Consider the following 22679-nt stretch of genomic DNA (forward strand, 5'->3'; position numbering starts at 1 on the left):
CTCAGCCGACGCCGTCGATGAGGCGGCGCAGGGCGGCGACGTGGTCACGCAGGGCGCGCCGGCCCTCGTCGGTCAGCGCGACCCACGTGGTCCGCCGCCCGGCGTGCACACCCTTGCGGACGCGCACGTAGCCGACGTCGGCCAGGGCCGAGAGGTGCTTGGACAGCGCCGAGTCGCTCACGTCGAGCACGCCCCGCACGGTCGCGAACTCGGCCTCCGAGACCGCGGCGAGCGTCGTCACGAGCTGCAGACGCGTCGGCGCGTGGATGTGCGGGTCGAGGTGGCGCTTCTCCTCCGGGCCGGCCATCAGCCGAGCGCCACCAGCGCCGCGACACCGAGGCACGCGACCACGGCGAGTCCCGCGAGCACGCGCGGCGACGCACCGCGCGCATGGGCCGCCGGGTCGTGTCGGTAGGTGCTCCACCAGTGGCGGGCGCCGAGCGCGCAGCCGACGCCCGCAAGCACGGCCGCGACGGCGACGAGCCACCACAGCGAGCCGAAGGCCGCCCACGTGGCGGCCACGAAGGCGCCGAGGTAGGCGAGTGAGGTCGACGCCCCCGAGGCGAGGAGGACCTGGCTGACGAGGCCGTCGACCCAGACGCCGTTCTCGCGCCGGAAGCGGTGCAGCACGAGGGCCGCGACGCCGAGGAAGACGGCGAGCCCGGCCAGCACGACGGCGAGGCCGGTCGTGGTCTGGGCGGCGATCCCCCAGGCCGCGGTCGCGACCTGGACCGCGATCGCGGCCCCGAGCATCGGGAGGGTGCCCGCGGGCAGGCGCAGGCCCGTCGCGAGGCGACGACCCGCCTCGTCGGCGAGTGCGAGCGCACGACGGACGTCGTCGGGGCTCTGGCGCCGCCCGGACCCGGGTGGCTCGGGTCGCTCGGGTCGCTCGGGTCCGGACGCGGCGTCGGTCTCGTTACTTTCCATAGAGGAAAGTCTATGGTCTTACTTTCCGATCTGGCAAGTATGTCGGGCGCAGCCGGGTCAGGCCGGGACGGGCAGCGCCTCCAGCCACGCACGCCACGCGGGCTCCTCGCGCCGGACGACGTCGTCCGCGTCCGGGGAGAACAGGTAGGCACGAACAGCCGCCAGTGCGGTGCCGCCCTCCTCCGGGAACGTGAAGGCCGTGAGCATGCCCGGCACCGGCGCGGTCAGCCGCACGAGCGCCTGCCGCTGCCCGATCTTCTCGACGACGCCGCGCGCGCCGTTGACGTCGACCCCCGTGCCCACGTCGCCCACACCGAGCGCACCGCGCAGGGCGGACCAGAGCGCGTCGGCGTCGCCGGGGTGCGAGGTGGAGACCTCGAGCTGGCGCGCCTCCTGGCCCGGGAAGTGCGCGAGGTAGAGGCGCAGATTGTCGAAGTACGGCATCCAGCCGGGGCCCATGTCGTCCCAGAACTCCTGCTCCCAGTCGGCACCCCGGCCGAACCCGCTGCTCGTCACGCGCACGACGCACGTGCCGCCGGACGTGGCCTCGACGAGGAACTCGGACGTCAGCGGGCTGACGGCGTCCGGGTCCTTGCCCATGAGGCCGGCCCAGTCCTCCTCGTAGACGAGGTGGCGCGGCGGGTCCCACCGGACGACGTGACCGTCCGAGCCCATCTCGGAGCCCATCTCGAAGCGGAGGGTCCCGCCCTCGCGCTCCTCCAGCCGCGTGGGCAGGAACCACGCGGACATGCCGCGCGCGGTGGCGATGGCCTGCCACACCTGCTCGGGCGTGCCGGGGACCTCGACGCTGAACTCCAGGCGGTACGGGACGTCAGGCGTGCTGGTGCTCGTGCTCATGGGTGCTCCTCGGGCAGCGGGTGGGCGGCGACGACGAGCCGGTGCGGGCGCCCGTCGTCGTGGTGGTAGCGGGCCGTGAGGTCCAGGACCGCGGCGGTCAGGTCGTCGGCGAAGGCCGCGCGGTCGGCGGCCGAGCGGAAGCCGATCGTGGTGTCGATGGTCAGGGTCGGCAGGCGCCCGCCGGACGCGCCGGCCCGGCGTGCGAGCGCCGCGACCTCCCGGACCAGGCGTCCGGCGAGCGCGACGAGGTACCCGGCCGAGAGGTGGTCGTCCGAGGCGTCCGGGTCGGCGGCGGACGCGCTCACCGCCGCGGGCGACACGACGTACGACGCCGCCGACGCGCGCAGCACGCGCTCGGTGATCCCGCCGTGCCGGCGCTCCTCCGCGAGCTCGACGAGGCCGTGCGCCTCGAGCGTCTTGAGGTGGTAGTTGACCTTCTGGCGCGCGATGCCGACCCGCGCGGCGAGGCCGGCGGCCGAGGCGGGCTCGGCGAGCTCGCGGAGCAGCCGGGCCCGGACAGGGTCCAGCGCGACGGCGGCCGCGTCCGCGTCCTCGATGACCTCGACGTCCTGCATGCCGCCAGCCTGGGCTTGACAACATTGTTTGTCAAGAGCCTGAGAGATCGGATCTGCGGCCGCCGATCACCGCGGATGCTGCCATCAGCACGGCGTCTGGCCACCGGCCGGACCCACTCCCGACGCTGCCACCGCTGCCGCCGAACGGGCGACTTTCGCCCGGCCCGTAGTCTCCCCGCCTATCGTGACCGCGACACCGTGACCTGGCGTCAGTCCTTGTGCGACGAGGCTCGCTTTCCCCCAGCGCCCGTCGCCCGATCGAGATCGAGACCCCGATGGCGACAGTCGAGTACAAGCCGCGGGACCGGGGCTTCGAGGTGACCCTCGTCGCGGGCGGTCTCGAGCTGGTTGCTCGGGGCACCGATCTCGAGACCCCACCCGACGTCACCGGCAGCCCCGTGCTCCTGTCCAACGTCGCGCTCGTGGCGCTCGTGCTCGGCCATGCAGCGAATGAGCTCGCGTACCGCCGTTCCCGCTCGCCCGAGAAGCGTGCGAATCACCGCAAGGCGGCCGACGTCGAGCGCAAGGACGCCATCGCCCTCGCTGACCTCGTCGTGCGGCCCGGCGACCGCGTGGTCACGGAGTGGTGCTCCGGGTGCTTCGCGAAGACGAAACACCGACACGTGCGTGGAGCCGACCGGCCACGACGCACCTACCTGTGCCAGGAGTGCGGCACCCCGACGGTCGACTGCGCGGTCCTGGGCTGCTCGCACCATGCGGTGATCCGGCGGCGGACTCCGGTCACCCTGTCGTACTGCGCCGAGCACCGACACGAGATCCCGGGATTCGCGAAGCTCGATGCGACGATCCCGACCCTCGGTGACTACGCCGGATTCCTGGAGCACGACGCCCGCAATGCCGTCCGCATCACCAAGGTCGCCGGTGGGATGATCGCCGCTGCGGCAGTCGTCGCGCCCGTGGCTCTGCTCGCTGCACCGGCCCTGGGGGCAGCACTCGGGAGCTCGGTCGTGGGCGGCTCCCTCACCGGTGCGGCCGCAACCAGTCACGGCCTGGCGATGCTCGGTGGTGGCGCCGTCGCGTCCGGCGGACTCGGCATGGCTGGCGGCGTGACGGTCGTGACCGCCACAGGCACGGCGCTCGGAGGCGCACTCGGGGCGGTCACGGCATCTGCCTACACGGCCGCCGACCGCTCCTTCGCGATCGAGCGCGTGCGCGACGGAGCGGGGACGCCCGTGGTGTTCGCCTCGGGCTTCCTCACCGAGGGCCTCGCCCGGTGGGACGACTGGCGTCGGCTGGTCGACTCCCGATACCCGGACGCACCGGTCTACCAGGTGCACTGGGGCGCGAAAGAGCTGCGGGACCTCGCGCTCCTTGCCGGGTCCGCCGCGGGCAAGGTGGCGGTCCACTCGCTCCTCGCCCAGGGCGCCCGCCGGGGAAGCAAGGCCTTCGGTTTCCCCGGGCTCGGGTGGGTGCTGGCCGCGCAGGAGCTCGCCGCGAATCCCTGGACCGTCGCCAAGGTGAGGGCGGGCATGACCGGCGCGGCGCTCGCCGAGCTGATCGCTCGGACCACTGAGGGCCCGTTCGTCCTCATGGGTCACAGCCTCGGAGCCCGCGTCATGGTCACGGCAGCGCAGACGCTCGGCACGCGGCAAGGGTCGCCCCGCGTCGAGTCGATGCATCTGCTCGGTGCTGCCGTCGACCGAGTCGGCGACTGGCGCAGCCTCGAGACGGCGGTGTCCGGCACCGTGTGGAACTACTGGTCGGCGGAGGACTCCGTGCTCCGTTGGGTCTACAAGACCGCCGAGGCAGGGAAGAGCGCGGTTGGCCACCAGGGCTTCGGGTCGAAGCTCCCACGGATCAAGGACCGCAACGTGAGCCGCACGGTCAGCGGACACACCAGGTACGTCTCCGGGGTAGCGCGGCTGGCTGAGTGACACCGACGCCGCCGCGGTGAAGACGACACCCGACCCACAGCTCGCGTCGCCTGGTCCCCGTCAGCGCGCGTCGGCCACTGGCTAGCGTCGTCGCCGGCCGACGGCGGCGACGGTGGCCAGCGCGATCATCGCGGCGGCCACGAGCGTGGCCGGGTGGACGCCGACGCCCGTCGCGACGTCGATCCCCACGGCGGTCACCATCTGGCCGCCCACGATCGCGAGGGTGAGCGCGAACGTGCCGAGGTGACGCACCGCCCAGGCGGCACCCACGGTGATCGCGGCCCCGAGCGGGCCGCCGAGGTACAGGTACCAGTGCTCGACCGCCGACGGCAGGACGACGTCCGCGAGCCCGCCCGTGAGCGCGACCGCCCCGAGGAGCGCGGAGATCGCCGCGGTGCCGCCGATCGCGGTGGTCAGCCCGGCCACGACGGGGTCGCCCGCGAGCTGCGTCACCCGGCCGTTGCCCGCCTGCTGGCCGGCGAGCGTGACCCCGCCGGCGAACAGCAGCAGCCCCATCACGATCACGGTCCCCGGGTCGGCGGACCGCCCGCCCGAGCCCGCGAGCACGGCGGTCGCGAGGCCGCCGATCGCCACGACGCCGGCGAGCGCGCGACGGCCGGACAGCGGCAGGCGCGCCGGGACGCCCACGCCGCGCGCGTCGAGCGCGAGCCCGGACACCGTCTGGCCGGCGACGGACGCGACCGAGGCGATCGCCACGCCGACCACGGGGATCCCCGCGGTCATGGCCAGCACGATCGGGATGCCGCACAGGCCGACGGCGTACCACCACCAGCGGCCGTCACGCCGCAGCGTGCGCACCGTTCGCGGCGCCGATCCGCCCGCGACCACCACGACGACGACGGTCACGAGCGTGCCGACGTAGGAGAGCCAGCTCGCCGTCAGGGCGCCCGCGCCGGCCGTCGACAGCTGGCCGTTGAGCTGTCCCTGCGCCGCGACGAGCCCTCCGCAGACCGCCGCGACCAGCACCGCGGGCAGCACCCGCACCACGACGGGCGGTGGGGTCACCGAGGGTGTGGGCACGTGCGGACCCTATCGACCGGACCGCGATCAGCCTGCGTGGGCCCCGTGGGGCTCGAACCCACAACCTACGGATTAAAAGTCCGCAGCTCTGCCAATTGAGCTAGAGGCCCGGGGCTGCGGGACGCGACGGCGCCCGTCTGCCACGCGCACAGCCTAGGTCCGGCCGGCCGCGTCGGGGGCGAGCCGCGCACTCAGCGCATCCAGGGCGGCACGAGCGCCCAGACGCCCTGGAGGCGCTCCTCGAGCCAGCGGGCGATGCGGTCGAGCAGTCCAGGCGTGCGGTCCATGACGAGCCTCCCTGTTCTCACACCGGCAAACGGGTTTGACCGGTGTTGCCACCCTCCGCCGATGCGCAACACCTGTCAATGGGTTACGGTGGTGTCAATCTCACGAGGAGGGTCCGCCATGGCAGACGTCGAGCCGGCGGTACCGCGCGCCGTCGGGCTGGTCCGCGACTTCGTCAACACCTACGAGCCGCAGGTCGACGCGGAGTCCGTCGGGGACCCCGCCGTGCTGGGTCGGTGGCTCGTCGAGCGCGGCCTCGCCGCACCGGGCACCGCGCTCCACGCCGCCGACGTCGTCCGGGCCCACGTCGTCCGCGAGGGCTTGCGGTCGGTGCTGCTCGACCACGCGGGTCACGAGCCGGACCCGGCCGCGCTCGCGGCCCTCAACGCGACGCTCGCCGCGTCACCCGTCACGCTGGCCTTCGCGCCCGGCGGCCACCGCATCGTCGCGCTCGACGGCGACGGCCTCGCGCCGGCGCTCGCCGGGCTGCTCGACGCCGTGCGCGAGGCGGCCGAGGACCAGACCTGGGGGCGGCTCAAGGTGTGCGCGCGCGACACCTGCCGATGGGCGTTCTACGACGCCTCCCGGAACCAGGCCCGGCGCTGGTGCTCGATGGCCGGGTGCGGCAACACGGTGAAGATGCGGCGCGCGTACGCCGCCCGGACGGGCCGCGGCCGCCCCGACGCGACCGACGGGTCGGTCGCCTAGGCCCGCGCCTCCCCGCGCGCCAGCGCGAGGCCGCGCTCGCCGAGCTCCGCCACCCGCAGGCCGGGCCAGCCGTGGACGACGTCGAGCCAGGCGGCCGGCGCCGCCGACGCGCCCCACCGGGCACCGATCAGGGCGCCCGCGATCGCCGCGACCGTGTCCGCGTCGCGTCCGCCGCGCACCGCCGCCTCGAGTCCGGTGACCAGGGGCGTGGTGGGCGCCGCGTCCGGGCCCGCTGCGCGCGCGGCGACCGTGATCGCCGACCACGCCGCCTGCAGCGCCTCGACCACCCAGCCGTTCTGCGTGAAGTCGGCCGGCTCGCGGGCTTCCGCCTCATCGAGCCGCCGCGCCCACAGGTCGCGGCGACCCGCGCCGAGGAGGTCCAGCCCGCTGCGGACGTCGAGGACGCCGTCGAGCACCGCGCGCCGGAGCGCCGCGCACCACAGCACGCACGCGTCGCCCGCGTCGGGGTCGACGTGCGTGAGCTCGCTCACCTCCCGCGCCGCCGTCACCATCGCCGCCTCGTCGTGGAGGTGCGCGAGCGCGACCGGCGCCGTGCGCATGAGCGACCCGTTGCCACCGGACCGGCCCGTCCGCTCGTGCAGGTCGCGCGCCGCCGCGCGCAGGCCGTCGGCGGTCACGGTCCCGTCGCGAGCGACCGCCTCGATGATCCGGCTCGTCTGGATGCCGACGTCCCGGGCGGTGGCGCTCCACGCGACCCAGCCGCGCGCCACGTCGTCCAGCACGTCCGTGAGCGCGACGCCCCGGCGCACCGCGGTCTCCGCCGCCTCGAGCACCACGACGGACATCTGCGTGTCGTCGGTCCACTCGCCCGGCGCCCAGCCGAGGTCGCCGCCGCCGACCATGCCGACCGGGGCCTCGGGCGCGAGCGGCGGCCCGAACTCGTACGGGGCGCCGAGCGCGTCACCGCACGCGAGCCCCACGAGGACGCCCGCCGCCCGGTCGGCCTGCGGGGCGTCGAGGATCACGCGCGCTATTCCACCAGGAAGTCGTACCGGACGCCGCGCGGTCACCAACCACCACGGCGTCGTCGGGGTCACCGCCCAGCAGCACCCTCACCGCAGGGGACTCGACGGCTCCACACCGTGGGCGTCGAGTGACTGCCGAGCGACGAGCCAGTCGACAAGGCGTTGCTCGCCGGAGACGAACGTGCACTCCATGTCCACATCAGTGGTGACACACCATGCAAGGTCCTCGGGCCACAGCAGGCTCGGCGACTGCGTCAGTGCGGCGATGCACCGCACCTGCCCGCTCGGCGTCCCACTACTCCACCAGGAAGTCGTAGCGGACGCCGCTCGGCGGCAGCCCGCTGCTCACGCGCGTCCGGTGCGCCGCCCACACGTGCAGCGACCCGTCGACCCACCGCGCCGCCTGGTAGGACCGCTGCACCACGAGGCCGCCCGTCGGCACCTCCTCCTCCGGGATCAGCAGGGCGCCGTCAGGGTCGCCGCCCAGCAGCCGGGTCACGCTGCGGACCACCCGCCGGCCGCCGTCGAGCTCGAGCACCGCGCCGCGCGCGAGCGCCGTCTGGGCGCCGTCCACGCGCACCGGCAGCAGCGGGATCCAGTGCGGCGGCGGCGCCTGGGCCAGGTGGTAGTCCGGCGCGACGTCGGGGTCGCCGGGCGGCTCGGGCGGTCGGGTCGTGCCGAGCTCGACCCCGGTCTGCAGCGGCGTCTCGACGACCTGCTCGACCGCCCAGCCGAGGTTCGCGAGCTCGTCGCGCGCCAGCACCACCCGCTCGACCACGGGCCCGACGACGGGCTGCGCGAGGCGCGGCGTGAGGTAGAGCAGGTTGGTGATCGGCACGCCCTCGGGCTCGTCGTCGTCGACCGGCATCGCGTGCTGGAACAGCCCCCACCGCTCGGACGGCCCGAGGCGGTGGTCGCCGTGCGGCCGCAGCAGCGTGCGCGTGCCGAACGTGTCCGTGACCACGAGCGACGTCGCGTGGACCAGGTGCCCCACGGGCAGGTCGACGCCGACGACGAACCAGTCGTTGCCCCAGCCCGAGAGCGTCTCGATGAGCAGCAGCTGGCCGAGGTCGGTCTCGGCGGGCCGCAGCGCGGCGAGGTTGAGCCGGCCGTCCTCGAGCTCCCAGAACCGCCGCGCGGGCAGCCCGGGCGCCGTCACGGGCGCGGGTATGACCGTGCGCGTGACGGCGCGCCCGGCCTCGGCCGGCGTCGTGCCCAGGTTGACCTCGCCGTTGACGTCGAGCTCGTACCAGTCGAGCGTGTCGCTGTCGTAGCGGTGCGCGGTGAGCGTCGTCTCGCCCGCGGGGTCGGCGGTGCGCCGTGCGGCGATCGACGCGGTGTGCTCGAACCGGGCGGGCTGCCAGCTCGTGGCCGCGGGATCGGCGTCGGCGAACAGCCCTGCGACCAGCCGGAGCCACTCGGCACCCGCCGCGCGCAGCTCGGCGCGGTCCCCGGGGTCGACGTCGACGCCCAGCCGCAGGAGGTCGTGCGCCTCGAGCTCGCCGCGCAGGCGCCGGCCGTCGAGGCTGCGGCCCGCGTGCAGGCGCGCGTAGCCCGCCGTCGCGGGGTCGAGCGCCGCGAGCACCTCCGGCGCGGGCTCGGGCACCGCGTACGCGCGCACGACGTCGGCTGCGTAGTCGCGCGACGTCGTCTGGCGCGCGAGCACCCGCAGGAAGAGCCGGCCCGTGTCGACCGCGAGCCGCACACCCTCGGCCGTCGCCGCCGACGACGGGAGGGGTGCGCCCGCGCGCTCGACGAGCGTCTCGAACGGCGCCGCGGTCGCGTCGAACCGGTCGGCCTGGAGCGCCGTGTCGGCCGGCACGGGCCCGGCGACGAAGCGCGTCGGCAGGGTCGCGACGCCGCGCCAGCGCGCGACCACGGGCGTGCCGCCGTCGTGCCCCGCGAACTCCCCGACCTGCCACTGCCGGGCGAGCAGCCACAGCGGGTCCGCGACGGGCGCGGCCGCGCCGTCGGCGACGTCCGGCCGCATCGGGTCCGGCTCGAGCCGCGCGAAGGTGGTGATCGAGGCCACGTCAGTCCCCCTGCGGCGTGAGCGCGTTCGGGTTCGTCGAGACGGCGTCCCGGTCCGCGTTGTAGGCGAGCACGGTCGCCGGGAGGTACTGCCGCACCGCGCCGAGCGCCGACGGCGGGACGGCCCGCAGGTGCGCCTGCTCGAGCGTCTCCACGAGCACCTGGTCGAGCGTCCCGACCGTCCACGGCTCGCCCGCGACGGGCGGCACCGCGAGCAGCACGGCCTGGGGCGCCATGAGCTCGGGCGGGTCGTACCGGAACGCGACGCCGGTCGTCTCGTGCGCGGACGGGACGACCTCGGCCCACTCGTCGACGAGCAGCCCGCACACGGCGCGGCCCGGCGCCACGACGTCGGCCCCCACGAGCAGCAGCGAGGCGGCGCCGTCCACGTAGTGCTCGGCCGGCAGGGCGTTCCAGGTCGCGCCCGGCACGTGCGGGACCTGCGCCGCGGCGAGCGCGAGGGGCGGTCCGCCGAGGGCCTCCGCCTCACGCAGCGCGATGCCCAGCCGCGCGAGCGGCTCGCGCACGCGCTCCATGCGCGTGAGCCACACCTCGGGCGCGAGCGCGTCGCCGCCCAGCAGACCCGGGTCGTCGCGCGAGGCGCAGACGTCGGACGCGGTTCCCGGGACGGCGCGGGGCAGGACGACGAGCCCCGGGCCGAGGAGCGCGCGCAGCCGCTCGGACGCGGCCGCGACCGCCGCCTCGGGCGTGCGGCCGTCGGCGACCGCGTCGGCCTCGGCGAGGCGCGCGGCGAGCCGGGACCGGACGCGCCCCGCCGCCGCGGTCCAGGCGTCGGGCGCGCTCTCGGCCGGCACGCCCGCGTCCCCGACCCCGAGCGCCCAGGTCGCGGCGACGGCCGCGCGCACCGCCGCGACGTCCGGCGCGGTCGAGGCGGTGAGCACCGCGTCGAGGCCGGCAGCCGCGCCCGCGACCGCGGAGCGCGCCGCGGCCGCGCGCGCCTCGAGCTCGGCGACGTCGACGTCCGGCTGCGGGTCCGCGTGCGGCGGCCGGAACGCGGACCCGTCGAGCGGTCGCACCGGGCCGAGCAGCGCGGCGAGCGCTCGGCCGACCTCGAGCAGGTCGCCCAGGTCACGGTCGACGTCGACCACCGGCCGCCGCAGGTCCGCGCCCGACGCGAGCGCCGCGCGGGCCGCGACCTCGGCGAGGCCCGCGTCCCCGGCCCCGGCCACGCGCACGACGTCGCTCGCGGAGAGCCCGAGCGCGGGCAGGGCGACGGTCGCCACGGCGCCGCCCGCGGCGTCGCGGACCGTCACGGTCCGGCCGGTCGCCGCCCCGAGCAGCCGACCGAGCCACGCGTCGAGCGCGGGCGAGGCGGCCGCGCGCGGCGAGGCGGCCGGCCCCGCCCAGCCCTCGGCCGCCGGGGCGTCGGGGTCCAGCACGACGGCGACGCGGTGCGTCACACCGACGCCCGTCCGCGGCGTCGCGAGGACGTCGAGCTCGGGCGGCGGGACGAGGCCGCGGTCGACGTCGGCGACCGTGCTCACCGCGCGGTCGAGGTCCCCCAGCGCGAGCTGGTGCACGTGCTCGGCCTGGAGCGCGTCGGCTGCGGCGTCGACCGCGCCGCCGAGCCGCCGGAGCACGGCCGCGGCGGCCGCGCGACGGGCCGCGCTCGGGTCGCCGCCCACGAGGTGGTCGAGCGCGTGGTCCTCGCTCTGCGCCCACAGCGCGTGCAGGCCCAGCCCGTCGAGCCGGCGGGCGGCCGGCGGCAGGTGGTCCTCGCCGGGCAGCGGCGCGACCTCGCGCGCGTTGTCGACGGCCGCGTCGAGGTCGTGCTCGTGCAGGTCGCGCTCGACGAGGTAGCCGAGCACCGCACCCACGGACCGGCCGGCGCGCACGCCGTCGAAGATCCAGCGGGCGAGGCGCACGCGCGAGGACGTGAGGCTGATGGCGAAGGGCCCGTCGCCGCCGCCCTGGGCGAGGTGGGCGTTGCGCAGGAGGGCCGCGACCTGCGCCTGGTGCAGGGACGGCGCGTGCAGGAAGCCCGGGTCGTCGGCGGCGGCGAGCAGCGGGGCCTCCTCGCCCGGGGGGAGCTCGGCCAGGGGCGCAGCCGTGGCCGGCGCGAGCTGCTCGGCCCAGCCGTACCCGCCCACGACGACGCCCGCGGGCTCGGCCGCGCGCAGCTCGGCCAGCCGCCGGGTCGCGAGCGACGTCACCCACGCGTCGACCCGGTGCGAGGCGGCGTCCAGGGTGCCGAGCAGGTGCCGCTCGAGGGTCGCGACCTCCGTCGCGGCGAGCGTCTCGACCGCCGCGCGGAACGCCCGCAGGTCGGCGGTCGCGGGATCCGTCCCCGCCGCGACCCGCTGCGCGACCGTGTCACCCCCGGGCAGCGTCGTCGCGCGCCGCGCGGCCCAGCCGACCGTCGGCTCGCCGACGCCGTAGAACTCGGCGTCCGTGACGTCCGGCGCCTCCGGACCGAGCAGGCGGGCCGCCGCGGTGGCGTGCTCGCGCAGCAGCCCGTGCCGCACGAGCGCGACGAGCAGCGACGCCGGGACGTCGTCCCCGCCCGCGGCGAGCGCGTCGACGTCGGCCGCGAGCAGCGCGCGCAGGCGGTCCCCCTCGCCCTCGGCCGCGACCAGGGGCACCGTGACGGGCGCCGTCCCCGGCTCGTGCACGGTCAGCGCGCCCGCGCGCAGCCCCACGCCCGCGGCGACCGCGACGGGCAGGGCGCGGTCGCGCGCGACGTCCCAGAAGCCGGCGTCGGTCAGGCGGCGGCCGAGGAAGCGCTGGACGTGCTCGGCGAACCGTGCGCCGAAGGCGCGGCGCACGTGCACGCGGTCCGAGCGGTCGCCCAGGCGCAGGACGTCGACCAGGTCGGCCGCGACGTCGCCGCGCCCGACGCGCGGCGCCTGGGCGAGCACCGGCCGCCAGGCGTCGTCGACGAGTCCGGCGAGGGCCCGGCGCAGGCGCGCGGTGCGCTCGTCGCCCGCGAACCGCCCGAGCGACGTCACGGGCAGCAGGCCGTAGGGCTGCCGCCCGACCCGCAGCGTCGGCAGCGGCCCGCCGGGCCGCACGGAGGACCGCGCGTGCTCCCGCGCCCACGCGACGTCGGCGTCCGCGACCCCGAGGAGCTGCGGCAGGACGTAGCCCCAGGTCGCAGGCCAGAGCGCCGTGGCCATGGCCGCCGCGACGGCGTCGTCGTCCGGCGCGCCGCCCGGGACGCCCGCGAGGACGTCCGCCGGCACCCCGAGCGCCGCCGCCGCGCGCGCCGCGGGCGTCCCGGGCGACGGCGCCGCGGGGTGCGGTGACCACGTCCCGCGCGCCGCGCTCGACCAGCCCGACGGCGCGTCCTCGGCGTTGTTCGTCGGGGTCCCGGGGGCCAGGAGCGCGAGGCCCTCGGAGAAGCGCTGCGCCTCGAGCAGGCGCGCGAGGCCGTCGGCACCCTTACCGGGGGCACCCTCGCGGACGCCCGTGACGAGCAGCAGGTCGACGGGCCCGGCGACCGGAAGGCGCAGCGCCATGCCGATCTCCTCGGCCGTCGCGAAGTCGACGAGCCAGCTCATCGCCTCGTCCACGGCCGCGACCTCGTCGTCGCCCTCGCCGCCGTCCTCGGCGTGCACGAGCGGCGCGGCGAGGTCGGGCCCGACCGCCGGGTCCGCCGTGATCGGGCGCCCCGTCGCGACGGCGACCACGGCGCCCTGGGCGTAGGCGGTCGCGGTCCACCGCGTGGGCAGCAGGCGCGCGACGGGCGTGCGGGGCACCTCGGACGCCACCAGGGCGGGGAACACCGGCTCGGTCGCGAGCGGCGTGCCGTCGGGGACCGCGGCGTCCGGCCGGGCGGCGGCGTTCGTCGGCGTCGTGGCCCGGGCGACCCACGCCGCGCGCCCCGGGCCCCACCGGTCGGCGAGCGCCGCCCAGGCGCGCTGCGTGCGCTCGCGGTCCGTGCCCGTGCGCCACGCGGCGCGCCAGAAGTCCTCGCCGGACGCGATCTCCCCAGCGGACAGCGCCGGGTCGTGCGCGTCGACGTGGACCTGGTCGGGGTAGACCCGCACGAGGAGCGACGTCCCGTCGCCGTCGGTCCGGAACCGCGTCTCGAGCCGGACGGGCAGCAGCACGAGGGGGTGCGCCGGGCCGGCGACCTGCGCGGCGAGCCGGTCGTCGGCGGCGAGGGCGTCGGCCGTGAGCGGACCGAGCGCGAGCGGCTCGCTCATGCCGGCCTCAGCAGGACGGCCACGGGGATGGTGAGGCGCGCGGGCAGCTGGCGCAGCCGTGCGGCCTGCCGCGCCGACGTCGCCTCGGTCGCGGGCGCGTGGGTGACGCCGGCGGGCGCCTCGCCGACCTCGAACCCGAAGCGCGGCGCCCCCGGCTGCTCCGCGATGACGATCGACCATGCCTCCGCCTCGGCGAGCGGCACGGTGAACCCGAAGAACGTGACGTCCGGCTCCATCGACCCGCGGAACACGGGCAGGAGGTGCTCGGCCGGCGGCCCCGGGCGGGTGGCCGAGACCAGGACGTCCGGGAAGCGCCGGACGAGCTCGCTGCGCAGCAGCAGGACGAACCGGTCCTCGGACACCGTCGGGGCACCCAGGCCGCGGTCCCCCCACGCGTCGAGCGGCGCGACGTCGGGCGGCGCGTCGGGGTCGACCGCGGCGTCCCAGAAGCGGTCGAAGAACGTCGCCGTGAGCGGCGTCGGGTACTCGCGCCAGAGCAGCTCGCGGCCGAGCTCGTGGTTGAGCCCGACCATGAAGGCCTCGACGAACGCGCCGTTCGTGCGCAGGCCGAGGGCGGTGTTCGCGGGCACGCCGTCGAGGCCCGGCAGCAGCCAGTGCTGGCCGAGCTCGACGAGCGCGCGCGACATCGGGGTGTCGAACCGCGGCGCGAACCGCAGCGCGGGCACGACGCCGCCCGACCCCGGCACCGCCGGCACGGTCGGCACCGCCGGACCCGGATCCTCGAGCAGCCCCGCCACGCTGGCCCCGAACGTGCGCGTCGGCGCCGTGAGCGCCACGGCCTCGGCGAACACGTCGCCGCTGCGGAGCACGCCCAGCGGCGGGCGGTCGGGCGGCGGGGGCGGCAGGAACGCCGCGAGCTGTCGCGCCGCGGCGGCGCGGAAGGCGACCGCGTCCGCGCTGTCCCGGCGCGGGGGCCGCGGGTCGACCGGGTCCGGGTCCACCGGGTCCGGGTCCACCGGGTCGACCGGCCCGGGCTCCGTCGGGTCGCCCGGGTCGCCCGGGCGCCGCCGCGCGAGCGGGACCGCGCGGCCACCGAGGACCGGGCCGACGACGCCCGGGTCGAGGACCCCTCCCCCGAGGACCGGAGGCAGCGGACGGGGACCGGGCGTCGGCACCGGCGCGGGCGCGAGCGCGAAGCCGGGCCGCGGCGGCGCGTGCGTCACCGCGGCCGCGCTCACCTGGGCCCACGACGCCTCGACGGGCGTCGGCGACGACGCCCCGCCCACCTCGAAGGTCAGCGGCCCGGCGACCGGCGTGAGCTCGCGCCCGACCCGGACGGCGGGCGCCATCCGGCCGAGCACGTCGAGCCGGGCCGACGGCGCTCCGCGCCGCAGCCGGCGCACGGCCGGGCCCCGCGGCCGGGTGGCGCGCCGCACGGCCGGGCTCAGCGCGCGGTCCGGGAGACGGGCCTCGGCCCACCGCTGCGCGAAGCTCGCGCCGTCGCCCGTCCCCGTCGCCGGGGCACCCAGCAGCCGCGCCCGCAGCGGCGCGAGCACGAACAGGCCCGCCTCGGGCGGGAGCGGCGCGACGTGCCGCCGGTGCAGGCTGTCCGCGAGCGCGAGCCCGAGCGTCGCGAGCCCCAGCACGCGGCCCGCGGCCCGGAGGTCCGCGGCCTGGTCCCACGCCGCGGCCACGAGCGTCTCCTGCTGGTGCTGGACGACGAGCGTCCCGAGCGCCGCCGCGACGCGGTGCGCCGGGTCGCGGTTGAGCTGCTCGTACCAGCGACCCGGGCGCGCGGGGTCGAGCCGGGGGGCGAGGACGTACGGCGAGCCGTAGCGCGGCGGGGCGAGCAGCGGGGTCCCCGCCGGTGCGTCGTCGGGCGCGTTCACGACCTCGGTCAGCGAGTCCGCGAACCGGGCCGCCATCGCCGGGTCGGACCACGGCTCGGCGCGGGGTCCGAGCGTCAGCAGCGCGCCCGCGAGCCGGAGCTGCACGTCGTCGGCGCCCGGGACGCCCAGGCCCGACGTCGACAGGTCGACGGCGCGCGTGCCGAAGCCCTCGGCGACCGGGCGCCCGCGGATCGCGAGCGCGAGGGACTGGAAGTCGCCCGCCGGGCCGGTCGCGAACCGCCAGTGGTGCAGCACGGGCAGGTCGACGGGCGCCATGTCCGGCGCGCGCCGCCACGCCGGACCCTCGGCGTCGCCGGGGTCGTCGCCCAGCCCCGCGCGCCTGCCCGCCTCGAACGTCGGGACCACGCACGCGAGGTACGCCGTCTGCTCGGCCAGCAGGCGCGGGCTCACCAGGCGCGCGAGGCTGCGCCCCGGGTCGCCCGCGAGCGCGCCCGCGAGGGCGGCGTCGCCCGGGACGACGTCGCTCGCGAGCTGCGCGTGCGCCCAGGCCCAGCTCTCGTCGAGGTCGGGCAGCTCGTCCTCGGGGCGAGCGGCGCCGCCGATCCGCAGCACCGGCAGGACGCCGCGCCCGGGCGGGAGCAGCTGGACGCCGGGCTGCTCGCGCACGACGACGAGGCACAGCCACGGCCGCAGCCGCCCGGCCGACGCCGACGCCGGCGTGAAGAGCCAGGGCAGCGCCGGCTCGTCCAGCTCGACCTGCGCCAGGTAGTTGGACTCGAAGGTGCGCGCGCCCGGAGCGGGGTCGGTCCGGATGACCTGCTGCGGGGCGAGGCCGGTGACGTCACCGGGACCGAGGAGGCGGAACGCGACGGTCGCGGGTCCGGCACCGTTGACCCGCACCTCGGCGGTCGACGCCACGCTGCTCGCCGGGTGGCCGTCGCGCGGGTCCGGCGGCAGGTCCAGGGGTCCGCCGCGGCGCACCCACGGCAGCAGGACGAGGTTCGGCTCGCTCATCGCACGCCCACCGGCGCGGCGAGGCGCGGCGCGTCCGGCCGCTCGACGCCGCCGTAGCGCTCGGCGACCGCGGTGCGCGTCGCGGCGCGGGCCGCCGCGGCGAGCCGCAGGCCCGCGCGCAGCTCGCGCGGGTCGACGGGCCGCGGGTCCGGCCGGACGACGGGCACGCCGTCCGGCCCGACGACCACCTCGGTGTACCGGAACGGCTCGGCGACCGCCGCGGCGGCGTCGGAGACGTAGCGGTCCGAGCCGAGGCTCACGCCCGCCTCGCGGCGCACCACGCCGGGCGCGGCGAGCCGCTCGGCGTCGCTCATCTCGAAGTACTGCCCGTCGGGGAACTCGTCCTTCACGGGCACGACGTCGGCCGTGGCCCCGCCGATCCGCGGGTCGGTGAGCGCGAACCGCCGCGCGTCGCGCGGCACCGCCGCGCCCACGCGGTCGATGTCCCGGTCGGTGCGCAGCGGCACGACCGCCTGCTGCACGACGAGCCGCCCGAGCGGGTGCAGCAGGAGCACCTCGCTGCGCGGCTCGCTGCGCACGCCGGCCACCTGCCCCGCGCTCGCGGGCAGCTCGGCGCGCCAGCTGCGCGCGTCGCCGAGCCGCGCGAGCACCTCGGCGACGACGTCGATGCTCTCGGTGACGACCGAACCGCCGCCCCCGACGAGCGTCCTGTCGAACGAGACCGTGTAGTCCCACCAGAGGATGCCGAAGGTCGCCCGGCCCGCGACGCGGAGCGGGATCGGCCCCTCGAGCGTGCCCCGCACGTCGACCTTGAACAGGTTCCGCGAGCCGCGCTTGAGCTGCACGCCCGCCGCGAAGTCGGCGACGAAGTGCGGCGGCCAGAAGCTCACGAGCACGTCGAACCCGATGTACCCCTCGATGCTGAAGCCGTACGCCGCGGCGTAGAGCGACGCCTTCGCGCCGAGCTGGAGGGTGTTCGTCGTCACCGCGAGGTACGCCTCGAGGACCAGCCGCGGGTTGTCGCCCGTCGTGAGCGCCACGGTGACCCGCGGCAGCGCGGGGAACCCGGCGGGCGGCGTGAACCGCGGGTTGAAGCCGCCGACGGCGAGCGCGAAGCCCTGGCCGCGCTCGCGGCGGAAGGCCGCCGCGCCCGTGAGGACGAACCGGCCGCAGAGCTTCGACTCGTAGAGCACGGCGTCGAGCGCCGCCGCGCCGGTCTCGAGGTCGAGCACGCCCACGACGTCCAGGTTCAGCGTCACGAGCGCGTCGTCCTCCTGCGGGAGCACCGACGACAGCCGGCCGAGCACGAGCAGGCGGCTCGAGTCCGTGTGGGAGTCGCGCTCGAGCAGGAGCGCGAGGTCGGCGCGGAGCAGCGGGTGCGCGCTGCCGAAGGTGAGCTTCACGAGGAAGCCGTAGATGCTCGTGCCCTGCTTCGGCGGGAAGAAGGTGCGCAGCGCGGAGACCAGCTCGGGCAGGTGCTTGACCGGGTCCGCGGGGAACAGGACGTGCTTGAGCTGCCCGGAGGGCAGCGCCGCGCGCACGGCCGCGACGTCCATCGTGCGGTCCGAGGCGTAGAGCAGGCCGAAACCGTCGAAGGTCACCACGCCCGCGTCGAGGCCGAGGTGCTCCACCGTCCCGATGAGGATCAGCGACGAGTGCTCGGCACCCTCGCGGTCCCGGGTCGAGGCGAGCCCCACGCAGGTGAGGGTGAGGCGCTTCTTCACGCGCAGGACGAGCGCACCCGCGTAGTCGCCGGTCGAGGGGTCGTACTGGATGGTCCCGCCCCCGCTCACCGGGCCGGTGCGCAGGTCGAGCGCGATGCCCGTGGGCCGGGTCGCGTCGACGTGGGCGTCGACCACGCGCAGGTTGCGCTCGTCCGAGGGCGTCATGGTGTCGACCTCGGCGAGCAGGCCGAGCCGGTCGACACGGACGTACAGCGGTCCCAGCTGCGTGCTGAAGGACACGAGCGCCCCGACGGCGACCGCCCACCCGGTCGCCGGGTCCTCGGCGCGCTCGTACGCGGCGCGCAGCACGACCTCGTGCACGTTGATGCCGAGCGTCCCCCCGCCGCCGAGCGGCAGCGTGAGCTCGAGGTCGGACGGCCCCGCGGGACCGGCGGAGTCGAACGGCGGCTCGGGGCCCGTCGCGTCGACCGCGCTCGGCACGTGCACCTCGTGGATGAAGCCGAGCGCCGCGTCGTAGCCGAGGCCGAGCGAGAACGCCTTGCGGTAGGGCCGCCCGCCGAGGAGCGTGCGGACGAAGGAGTCCTTGTCGGCCGAGTCCACGACGAGCGTGCAGTGGTCGAGCCGCAGGAGGACGCGCGCGCCCGTCGCGGAGATCGTGAGGACGACCGCGATCTCGCCGAGCTCGACGCGGGTCCCCGTCGCGCGCGGCAGGGCGTAGCTCACGCCGGTCTCGTCGGGGACCGCGTGGTAGCCCACCGACACGGCCGCGCCGGCCGCCGCGGCGTTCGCCTCGACCCCGCCGCCGCCGATGAGCAGGGCCGCGTCGGCGTCGCTGCGGACGTGGACGCGGAACCGCCACGTCGGGTCGTCCCCCGAGGAGAGCACCTCGTCGAGCGTGAGGCTGCCGCCGAGCGCGAGGAACAGCTGGTGCGGTCGTGCCGGCGTCCCGATCCGGCGCGGCAGGTACATCCACGTGAGGCGCAGCTGCTCCGCGTCGGCGCCCTCGCCGTCGCGGCGCAGCGCGATCGACGTCATGCGCGCCGCGAGCACGTCGGCCGCGGTAGGGCGCGCCGGCGAGTCCACGTCCAGCGCGGCCGCGTCCCAGCCCACGACGACGTCGCCGAGCGCGTTGCGGTTCTCGCCGTCCTTCGTCTGGTCGACGACGGCGATCGCGGCGACGATGCCCCGCACGAGGCCGTCGACGACGAGGAACGACGTGTCGCGCGCGGTGTTCAGGGTGCTGCCCTCAGCGTCGGGCAGCGTGTCGTCGAGGTCGTCGAGCGTGCGCCCGGGGTTCCACACGAACGAGAAGATCGTCGCGAAGGCGCTGAGGAACCGCGAGTGCGCCCGGTCGCCCGGGGCGAGCGAGCCGGTGAGCTCCGCGGTGACCGAGACCGCCTGCATCACCAGGAAGAGCTTCGGCCAGCGGCGCCGCACGTAGGTGCTCCCCAGCAGGTCGAGCAGGCTCGTGACGAACGTGTCGCCACGACCCGCCCAGTCGGCGCCCTCCCAGGCCTCCACCTGGTCGATGACGGCGCCGAGCAGCAGCGCGAGGTTGCCCGCGGCCTCGACGTCCGCCTGGAGGTCGCCGTCCACCTGCTCCCGGTAGGCGCGGACGGCGGCGAGCGGCGCCTCGGGCAGCACGAGCGGGCCGGACGCCCCGCCCGGCGCCGCCCCGAGGTCCCGCAGCACGGCCTCGCGCGCCTCCGGCCGCCCGAGCAGGTCGGCCGTGAAGACGACGAGGTCGAGCACCTCGCCCGCCAGGCTGCGCAGCACCGAGCCCGCGCTCATGGCGGCGGCGCCGGGATCGGGGCGCGGGCCAGCACGGCCTCGCGCAGCTGCTCGGGCGGCGCCTCGTCGACGGGTCCGAGGGACGCGCGGTGGACCATGTACGGGCCGAGCACCGGCAGCTGCGTCTCCGGGTCGACGGCGGAGGTGTACACCTCGCCGACCACGGTCACCACGCCGTCGTCGTCGGTCTCGAACCGGCAGATGCCGACGTTCGAGCGGAACATCATCTGGCGCGTGTTCCGCATCCGGTCGAGCGAGCCCTGGTGCCGGCGCGCGACGGCCTGCATCGCGGCGAACGCGGTCGCCGGGTCGGCGAGCTGCGCCTCGACCGCCGCGTCGTCGAGCGGGACCGCGCGGATCGGCGGCGGGCGGTCGGCGTCGGACCGCTCGTCGAGCAGCGGCGTGATGCGCCACCGCCACTCGGGCGGGCGCGCGGGGTTGAGCCGCGAGGTCAGCCCCGGGTCGGGGGCCGCGCCCTCCTCGTTCTCGTCGGGCCAGCCGTGCGTCGTCAGGAGCACGGGGCTGCGCAGCAGCCGCGCGCGCGTCGTCGCGACGAGGTCGGCCTCGGTCAGGCCGCGGGGCAGCAGCACGAGGTCGGCGTCGGGCCGCGTCCAGCCCAGGCGCTCGACGCCGAGCTTCGCGCGCAGCAGCTCCTGGAGCAGCATGGCGCTGCGGTCGAGCGCGCGCAGGTAGACGGGCATGACGTTCTTGAACCCGCTCGAGGTGAGCTGGGCGATGCGTGCGGGCCGGGGCGCGTCGCCGCGCCAGTAGCTCATGACGTTGGACGCCGCGTTGTGCACGTCGCCCGAGAGCACGACGACGCGGCCGTGCTCGGCGAGCCGGGCGAGCAGGTGCTCGTACGTCACCGCGTCGAACGCCCACGTCTCGAGCGCGTCGGGGTTGGTGCCCGGCATCCGCCGGGTGCCCGCGAGCGACGTCGGGTCGGTGAGGTCGCCGGCCTCGACGAGGTCGAACACCCGGTAGATCGCCCGCGCGACGACCTCGTCGATCACCGGCGGGCCGAGGACCTGGAGCGGGGCGAGCACCACGAGCACCTCGCGCCCCGCGGGCAGCGGCGGCCTGGGCACCTGGTCGACGAGCGCCTCGGTGGACACGTTGCCCGGCGGGCCGATCTCCGCGGCGTAGCTGCGCCGCGTCCGGTTGTCGAGCGCGACGACGACGTGCTTCGGGCCGTCGACGGTGAAGTGCCACGTCATCGCGGCGTCGACCGGGCCGAAGCGGCCGTCCGGGAGCACGGGGTTGTCGAGATGGTGCCCGAACATCCGGCCGATCGCCGTGAACAGGTCCCGGTCCGGCCCGGCGGCCGCGCCGGCCGGGAAGAGCTCGGTCGCGCGGTCCAGCAGGTCGCCGGGGAGCTGCCCGCCGAGCTCCGGGTGCTCGGCGGTCGTGACCGGGTCGTAGCGCCGCGGGTCGTTGCCCCAGTCCTGGAACAGGGCGTAGGCGAGCATCCCGTTCGTGAGGACCGTCTGCCCGAGCGCGGTGCCGAGCACGCGGCGGCGCCACATCGGGCTGAGGAAGAGGTCGTCGGTGACGTCGTGGTCGTCGAGCACCATGTAGGTCGGCGCGTTGGCCAGCACGCGCTGCACCTTCGCGAGCCCGAGCAGGAACTCGCGGTGGACGCGGTGGCTCCGGCGCCGGGACCGTGCGCGCTCGGCGTCGCTCACCGTCGCGGCCTCCGCGGCCCGCGCCGCGATCGCGGCGGCGGACGCGAACAGGTGCTCCGGGACGCGCTCGGGGTGTACGGGGCGCGGCATCGCGACGTCGTCGTCCTCGCCCAGGACGTCGAGCCAGCGCAGGGGTGGGCCGATCGTCCCGCCGACCGGGACGCGCGAGGCCCCGGGCACGACGTCGCCCCAGCACGCGGGCGACCACGCGAGCACGTAGGCGGCCGCGAACTCGCCGAGCGAGACGAGGTGGTTGACGCCGTCGGTGCTCGTCAGCTGGGCGGCGAGGTTCGTGAGCCGCAGGCGGCCGCCGATCGGGACGTCCTGCGGGCCGGCGGGCAGGTCGCCGACGGGGAAGGCGGGCGGGCCCGCGGGCAGCGCACCCGCGTCCGCCGTCTGCGCGGGGGTCTCGGGCGCGTAGGCGGCGGCCGGGTCCGCCGGGTCCACCGCGCTCCCGGCCGGGCGCCGCAGCACCTGGTCGACCGGCACGCGCTCGACCGGCACCCCGCCCGACGTGCCGACGAGCTCGACGCCCAGCTCGGCGGTGCGCAGCATCATGATCGAGTCGACGTCGTCGGCGTAGATCTGGTCCCCGCCCAGGAAGAGCTGGTGGATCCTCGCGCGCGGGTCGTCCATCGTCGCGGCGAGCACCTCGTCGAGCCAGGCGAGCGCGTCGCCGTCGTCGTACCCGGGCCGGCGGCAGGACCCGTACGCGAGGCGGAGGTCGTCGAGCGTCGTCGGGGGCAGCGCGAAGCTCGGGAGCATCCGGTCGGCGTAGCCGAGCGGACCGGCCTCGACGCCGCTGACGGTGTGCGGCCCGAGCAGCCCGAGCGTCGCGAGGTCGCTCGTGACCCCGCCGGCGGTCGTGATCCGGACGTCGTAGGAGTAGAGGCGGTCGGGCTGGAACGCGCGCCCCGACGTGGGTGGCAGGCGGGCCGTGACGAGGCCCAGGTGCAGCCGCTCGCCGATCCGCACCGTCGCCCCGCCGGGGTGCGGCGGCGGCGCGTTCGGGTCCGCCGGGTCGTCGCTGCGCGCGAACGGCGGGTTCTCGGTGTCGTGCGCGACGCGCCCCTCGTACACCGTGAGCCGGACCTCGGCCGCCTCGCCGAGGACGACCTGCACGGCGACGAGCCCGGGGTCGACGCGGCGCAGCAGCGGACCCGCGAGGAGGAGCGGAACGGCCATGAGCTCTCGCCTGCCCCACTGACGAGGAGAACCCGGACGATCCGGACGCTAGACCCCCGGCACCCACGCCCA

At 76.8% G+C, this 22679-nt stretch carries 13 protein-coding genes and 1 tRNA gene; 2 read left to right on the plus strand and 12 right to left on the minus strand.

The window, feature by feature from the left end:
- Nucleotide 1 precedes the first annotated feature (1 nt).
- From JIG38_RS13620 to JIG38_RS13635, 4 genes are read right to left on the minus strand one after another with little or no spacing between them, the layout of a single operon-like run.
- Nucleotides 2-307 carry a transcriptional regulator gene (locus JIG38_RS13620; RefSeq protein WP_199424357.1) on the minus strand — a complete coding sequence of 102 codons (306 nt, stop codon included), beginning with the start codon at nucleotides 305-307 and terminating at the stop codon, nucleotides 2-4.
- The gene (locus JIG38_RS13625; protein ID WP_199424358.1) at nucleotides 307-927 is read right to left on the minus strand and encodes a hypothetical protein; all 621 of its coding nucleotides are present in this window, start codon (nucleotides 925-927) and stop codon (nucleotides 307-309) included. Before JIG38_RS13625 ends, JIG38_RS13620 begins: the two co-directional genes overlap by 1 nt.
- A gap of 57 nt (nucleotides 928-984) precedes the next feature.
- Nucleotides 985-1785: an SRPBCC family protein gene (locus JIG38_RS13630; protein WP_199424359.1), complete on the minus strand. Its 801-nt coding sequence runs from the start codon at nucleotides 1783-1785 to the stop codon at nucleotides 985-987.
- Nucleotides 1782-2360 carry an ArsR/SmtB family transcription factor gene (locus tag JIG38_RS13635; RefSeq protein WP_199424360.1) on the minus strand — a complete coding sequence of 193 codons (579 nt, stop codon included), beginning with the start codon at nucleotides 2358-2360 and terminating at the stop codon, nucleotides 1782-1784. The genes JIG38_RS13630 and JIG38_RS13635 overlap by 4 nt, the downstream gene beginning before the upstream one ends.
- A gap of 422 nt (nucleotides 2361-2782) precedes the next feature.
- On the opposite strand from JIG38_RS13635, the gene JIG38_RS13640 reads away from it, so the two are divergent.
- Complete coding sequence (locus tag JIG38_RS13640; RefSeq protein WP_199424361.1) at nucleotides 2783-4255, plus strand: DUF726 domain-containing protein; 1473 nt, start codon at nucleotides 2783-2785, stop codon at nucleotides 4253-4255.
- Between the two features lie 81 nt (nucleotides 4256-4336).
- Here JIG38_RS13640 and JIG38_RS13645 read toward each other — a convergent pair whose 3' ends face one another.
- Nucleotides 4337-5296 (minus strand): DMT family transporter, encoded by a 960-nt coding sequence (locus JIG38_RS13645; protein WP_199424362.1) that lies wholly within the window; start codon nucleotides 5294-5296, stop codon nucleotides 4337-4339.
- Between the two features lie 37 nt (nucleotides 5297-5333).
- A tRNA-Lys gene (locus JIG38_RS13650) sits at nucleotides 5334-5406 on the minus strand.
- Nucleotides 5407-5701: 295 nt separating this feature from the next.
- Here JIG38_RS13650 and JIG38_RS13655 point away from each other — a divergent pair.
- Nucleotides 5702-6289, plus strand: a complete 588-nt coding sequence (locus tag JIG38_RS13655; protein WP_199424363.1) for a CGNR zinc finger domain-containing protein — start codon at nucleotides 5702-5704, stop codon at nucleotides 6287-6289.
- Here the strand turns inward: JIG38_RS13655 and JIG38_RS13660 are convergent.
- From JIG38_RS13660 to JIG38_RS13685, 6 genes are all read right to left on the minus strand, one after another.
- A complete protein-coding gene (locus JIG38_RS13660; protein WP_199424364.1) occupies nucleotides 6286-7275 on the minus strand; it encodes an ADP-ribosylglycohydrolase family protein in 990 nt (329 codons plus the stop codon). The genes JIG38_RS13655 and JIG38_RS13660 overlap by 4 nt on opposite strands.
- Before the next feature lie 295 nt (nucleotides 7276-7570).
- Entirely contained in the window at nucleotides 7571-9307 is a 1737-nt protein-coding gene (locus JIG38_RS13665; RefSeq protein ID WP_199424365.1) for a hypothetical protein, read from the minus strand.
- A gap of 1 nt (nucleotide 9308) precedes the next feature.
- On the minus strand, nucleotides 9309-13475 hold the full coding sequence (locus tag JIG38_RS13670; protein WP_199424366.1) for a hypothetical protein: 4167 nt from the start codon (nucleotides 13473-13475) through the stop codon (nucleotides 9309-9311).
- A complete protein-coding gene (locus JIG38_RS13675; RefSeq protein WP_199424367.1) occupies nucleotides 13472-16300 on the minus strand; it encodes a hypothetical protein in 2829 nt (942 codons plus the stop codon). The genes JIG38_RS13670 and JIG38_RS13675 overlap by 4 nt, the downstream gene beginning before the upstream one ends.
- A complete protein-coding gene (locus tag JIG38_RS13680; protein ID WP_199424368.1) occupies nucleotides 16297-19737 on the minus strand; it encodes a DUF6603 domain-containing protein in 3441 nt (1146 codons plus the stop codon). Before JIG38_RS13680 ends, JIG38_RS13675 begins: the two co-directional genes overlap by 4 nt.
- Nucleotides 19734-22607 (minus strand): hypothetical protein, encoded by a 2874-nt coding sequence (locus JIG38_RS13685; protein ID WP_199424369.1) that lies wholly within the window; start codon nucleotides 22605-22607, stop codon nucleotides 19734-19736. Before JIG38_RS13685 ends, JIG38_RS13680 begins: the two co-directional genes overlap by 4 nt.
- Nucleotides 22608-22679 lie beyond the last annotated feature (72 nt).

The organism is Actinotalea solisilvae (genome assembly GCF_016464425.1).
GTDB classification, from domain to species: Bacteria; Actinomycetota; Actinomycetes; order Actinomycetales; family Cellulomonadaceae; genus Actinotalea; species Actinotalea solisilvae.

Coding starts and splice junctions, on each gene's coding strand:
- JIG38_RS13635 (WP_199424360.1), bottom strand. CDS start 2,360: ATGCAGGACGTCGAGGTCATCGAGGACGCGGACGCGGCCGCCGTCGCG.
- JIG38_RS13680 (WP_199424368.1), bottom strand. CDS start 19,737: ATGAGCGCGGGCTCGGTGCTGCGCAGCCTGGCGGGCGAGGTGCTCGAC.
- JIG38_RS13620 (WP_199424357.1), bottom strand. CDS start 307: ATGGCCGGCCCGGAGGAGAAGCGCCACCTCGACCCGCACATCCACGCG.
- JIG38_RS13630 (WP_199424359.1), bottom strand. CDS start 1,785: ATGAGCACGAGCACCAGCACGCCTGACGTCCCGTACCGCCTGGAGTTC.
- JIG38_RS13655 (WP_199424363.1), top strand. CDS start 5,702: ATGGCAGACGTCGAGCCGGCGGTACCGCGCGCCGTCGGGCTGGTCCGC.
- JIG38_RS13670 (WP_199424366.1), bottom strand. CDS start 13,475: ATGAGCGAGCCGCTCGCGCTCGGTCCGCTCACGGCCGACGCCCTCGCC.
- JIG38_RS13625 (WP_199424358.1), bottom strand. CDS start 927: ATGGAAAGTAACGAGACCGACGCCGCGTCCGGACCCGAGCGACCCGAG.
- JIG38_RS13675 (WP_199424367.1), bottom strand. CDS start 16,300: ATGAGCGAGCCGAACCTCGTCCTGCTGCCGTGGGTGCGCCGCGGCGGA.
- JIG38_RS13685 (WP_199424369.1), bottom strand. CDS start 22,607: ATGGCCGTTCCGCTCCTCCTCGCGGGTCCGCTGCTGCGCCGCGTCGAC.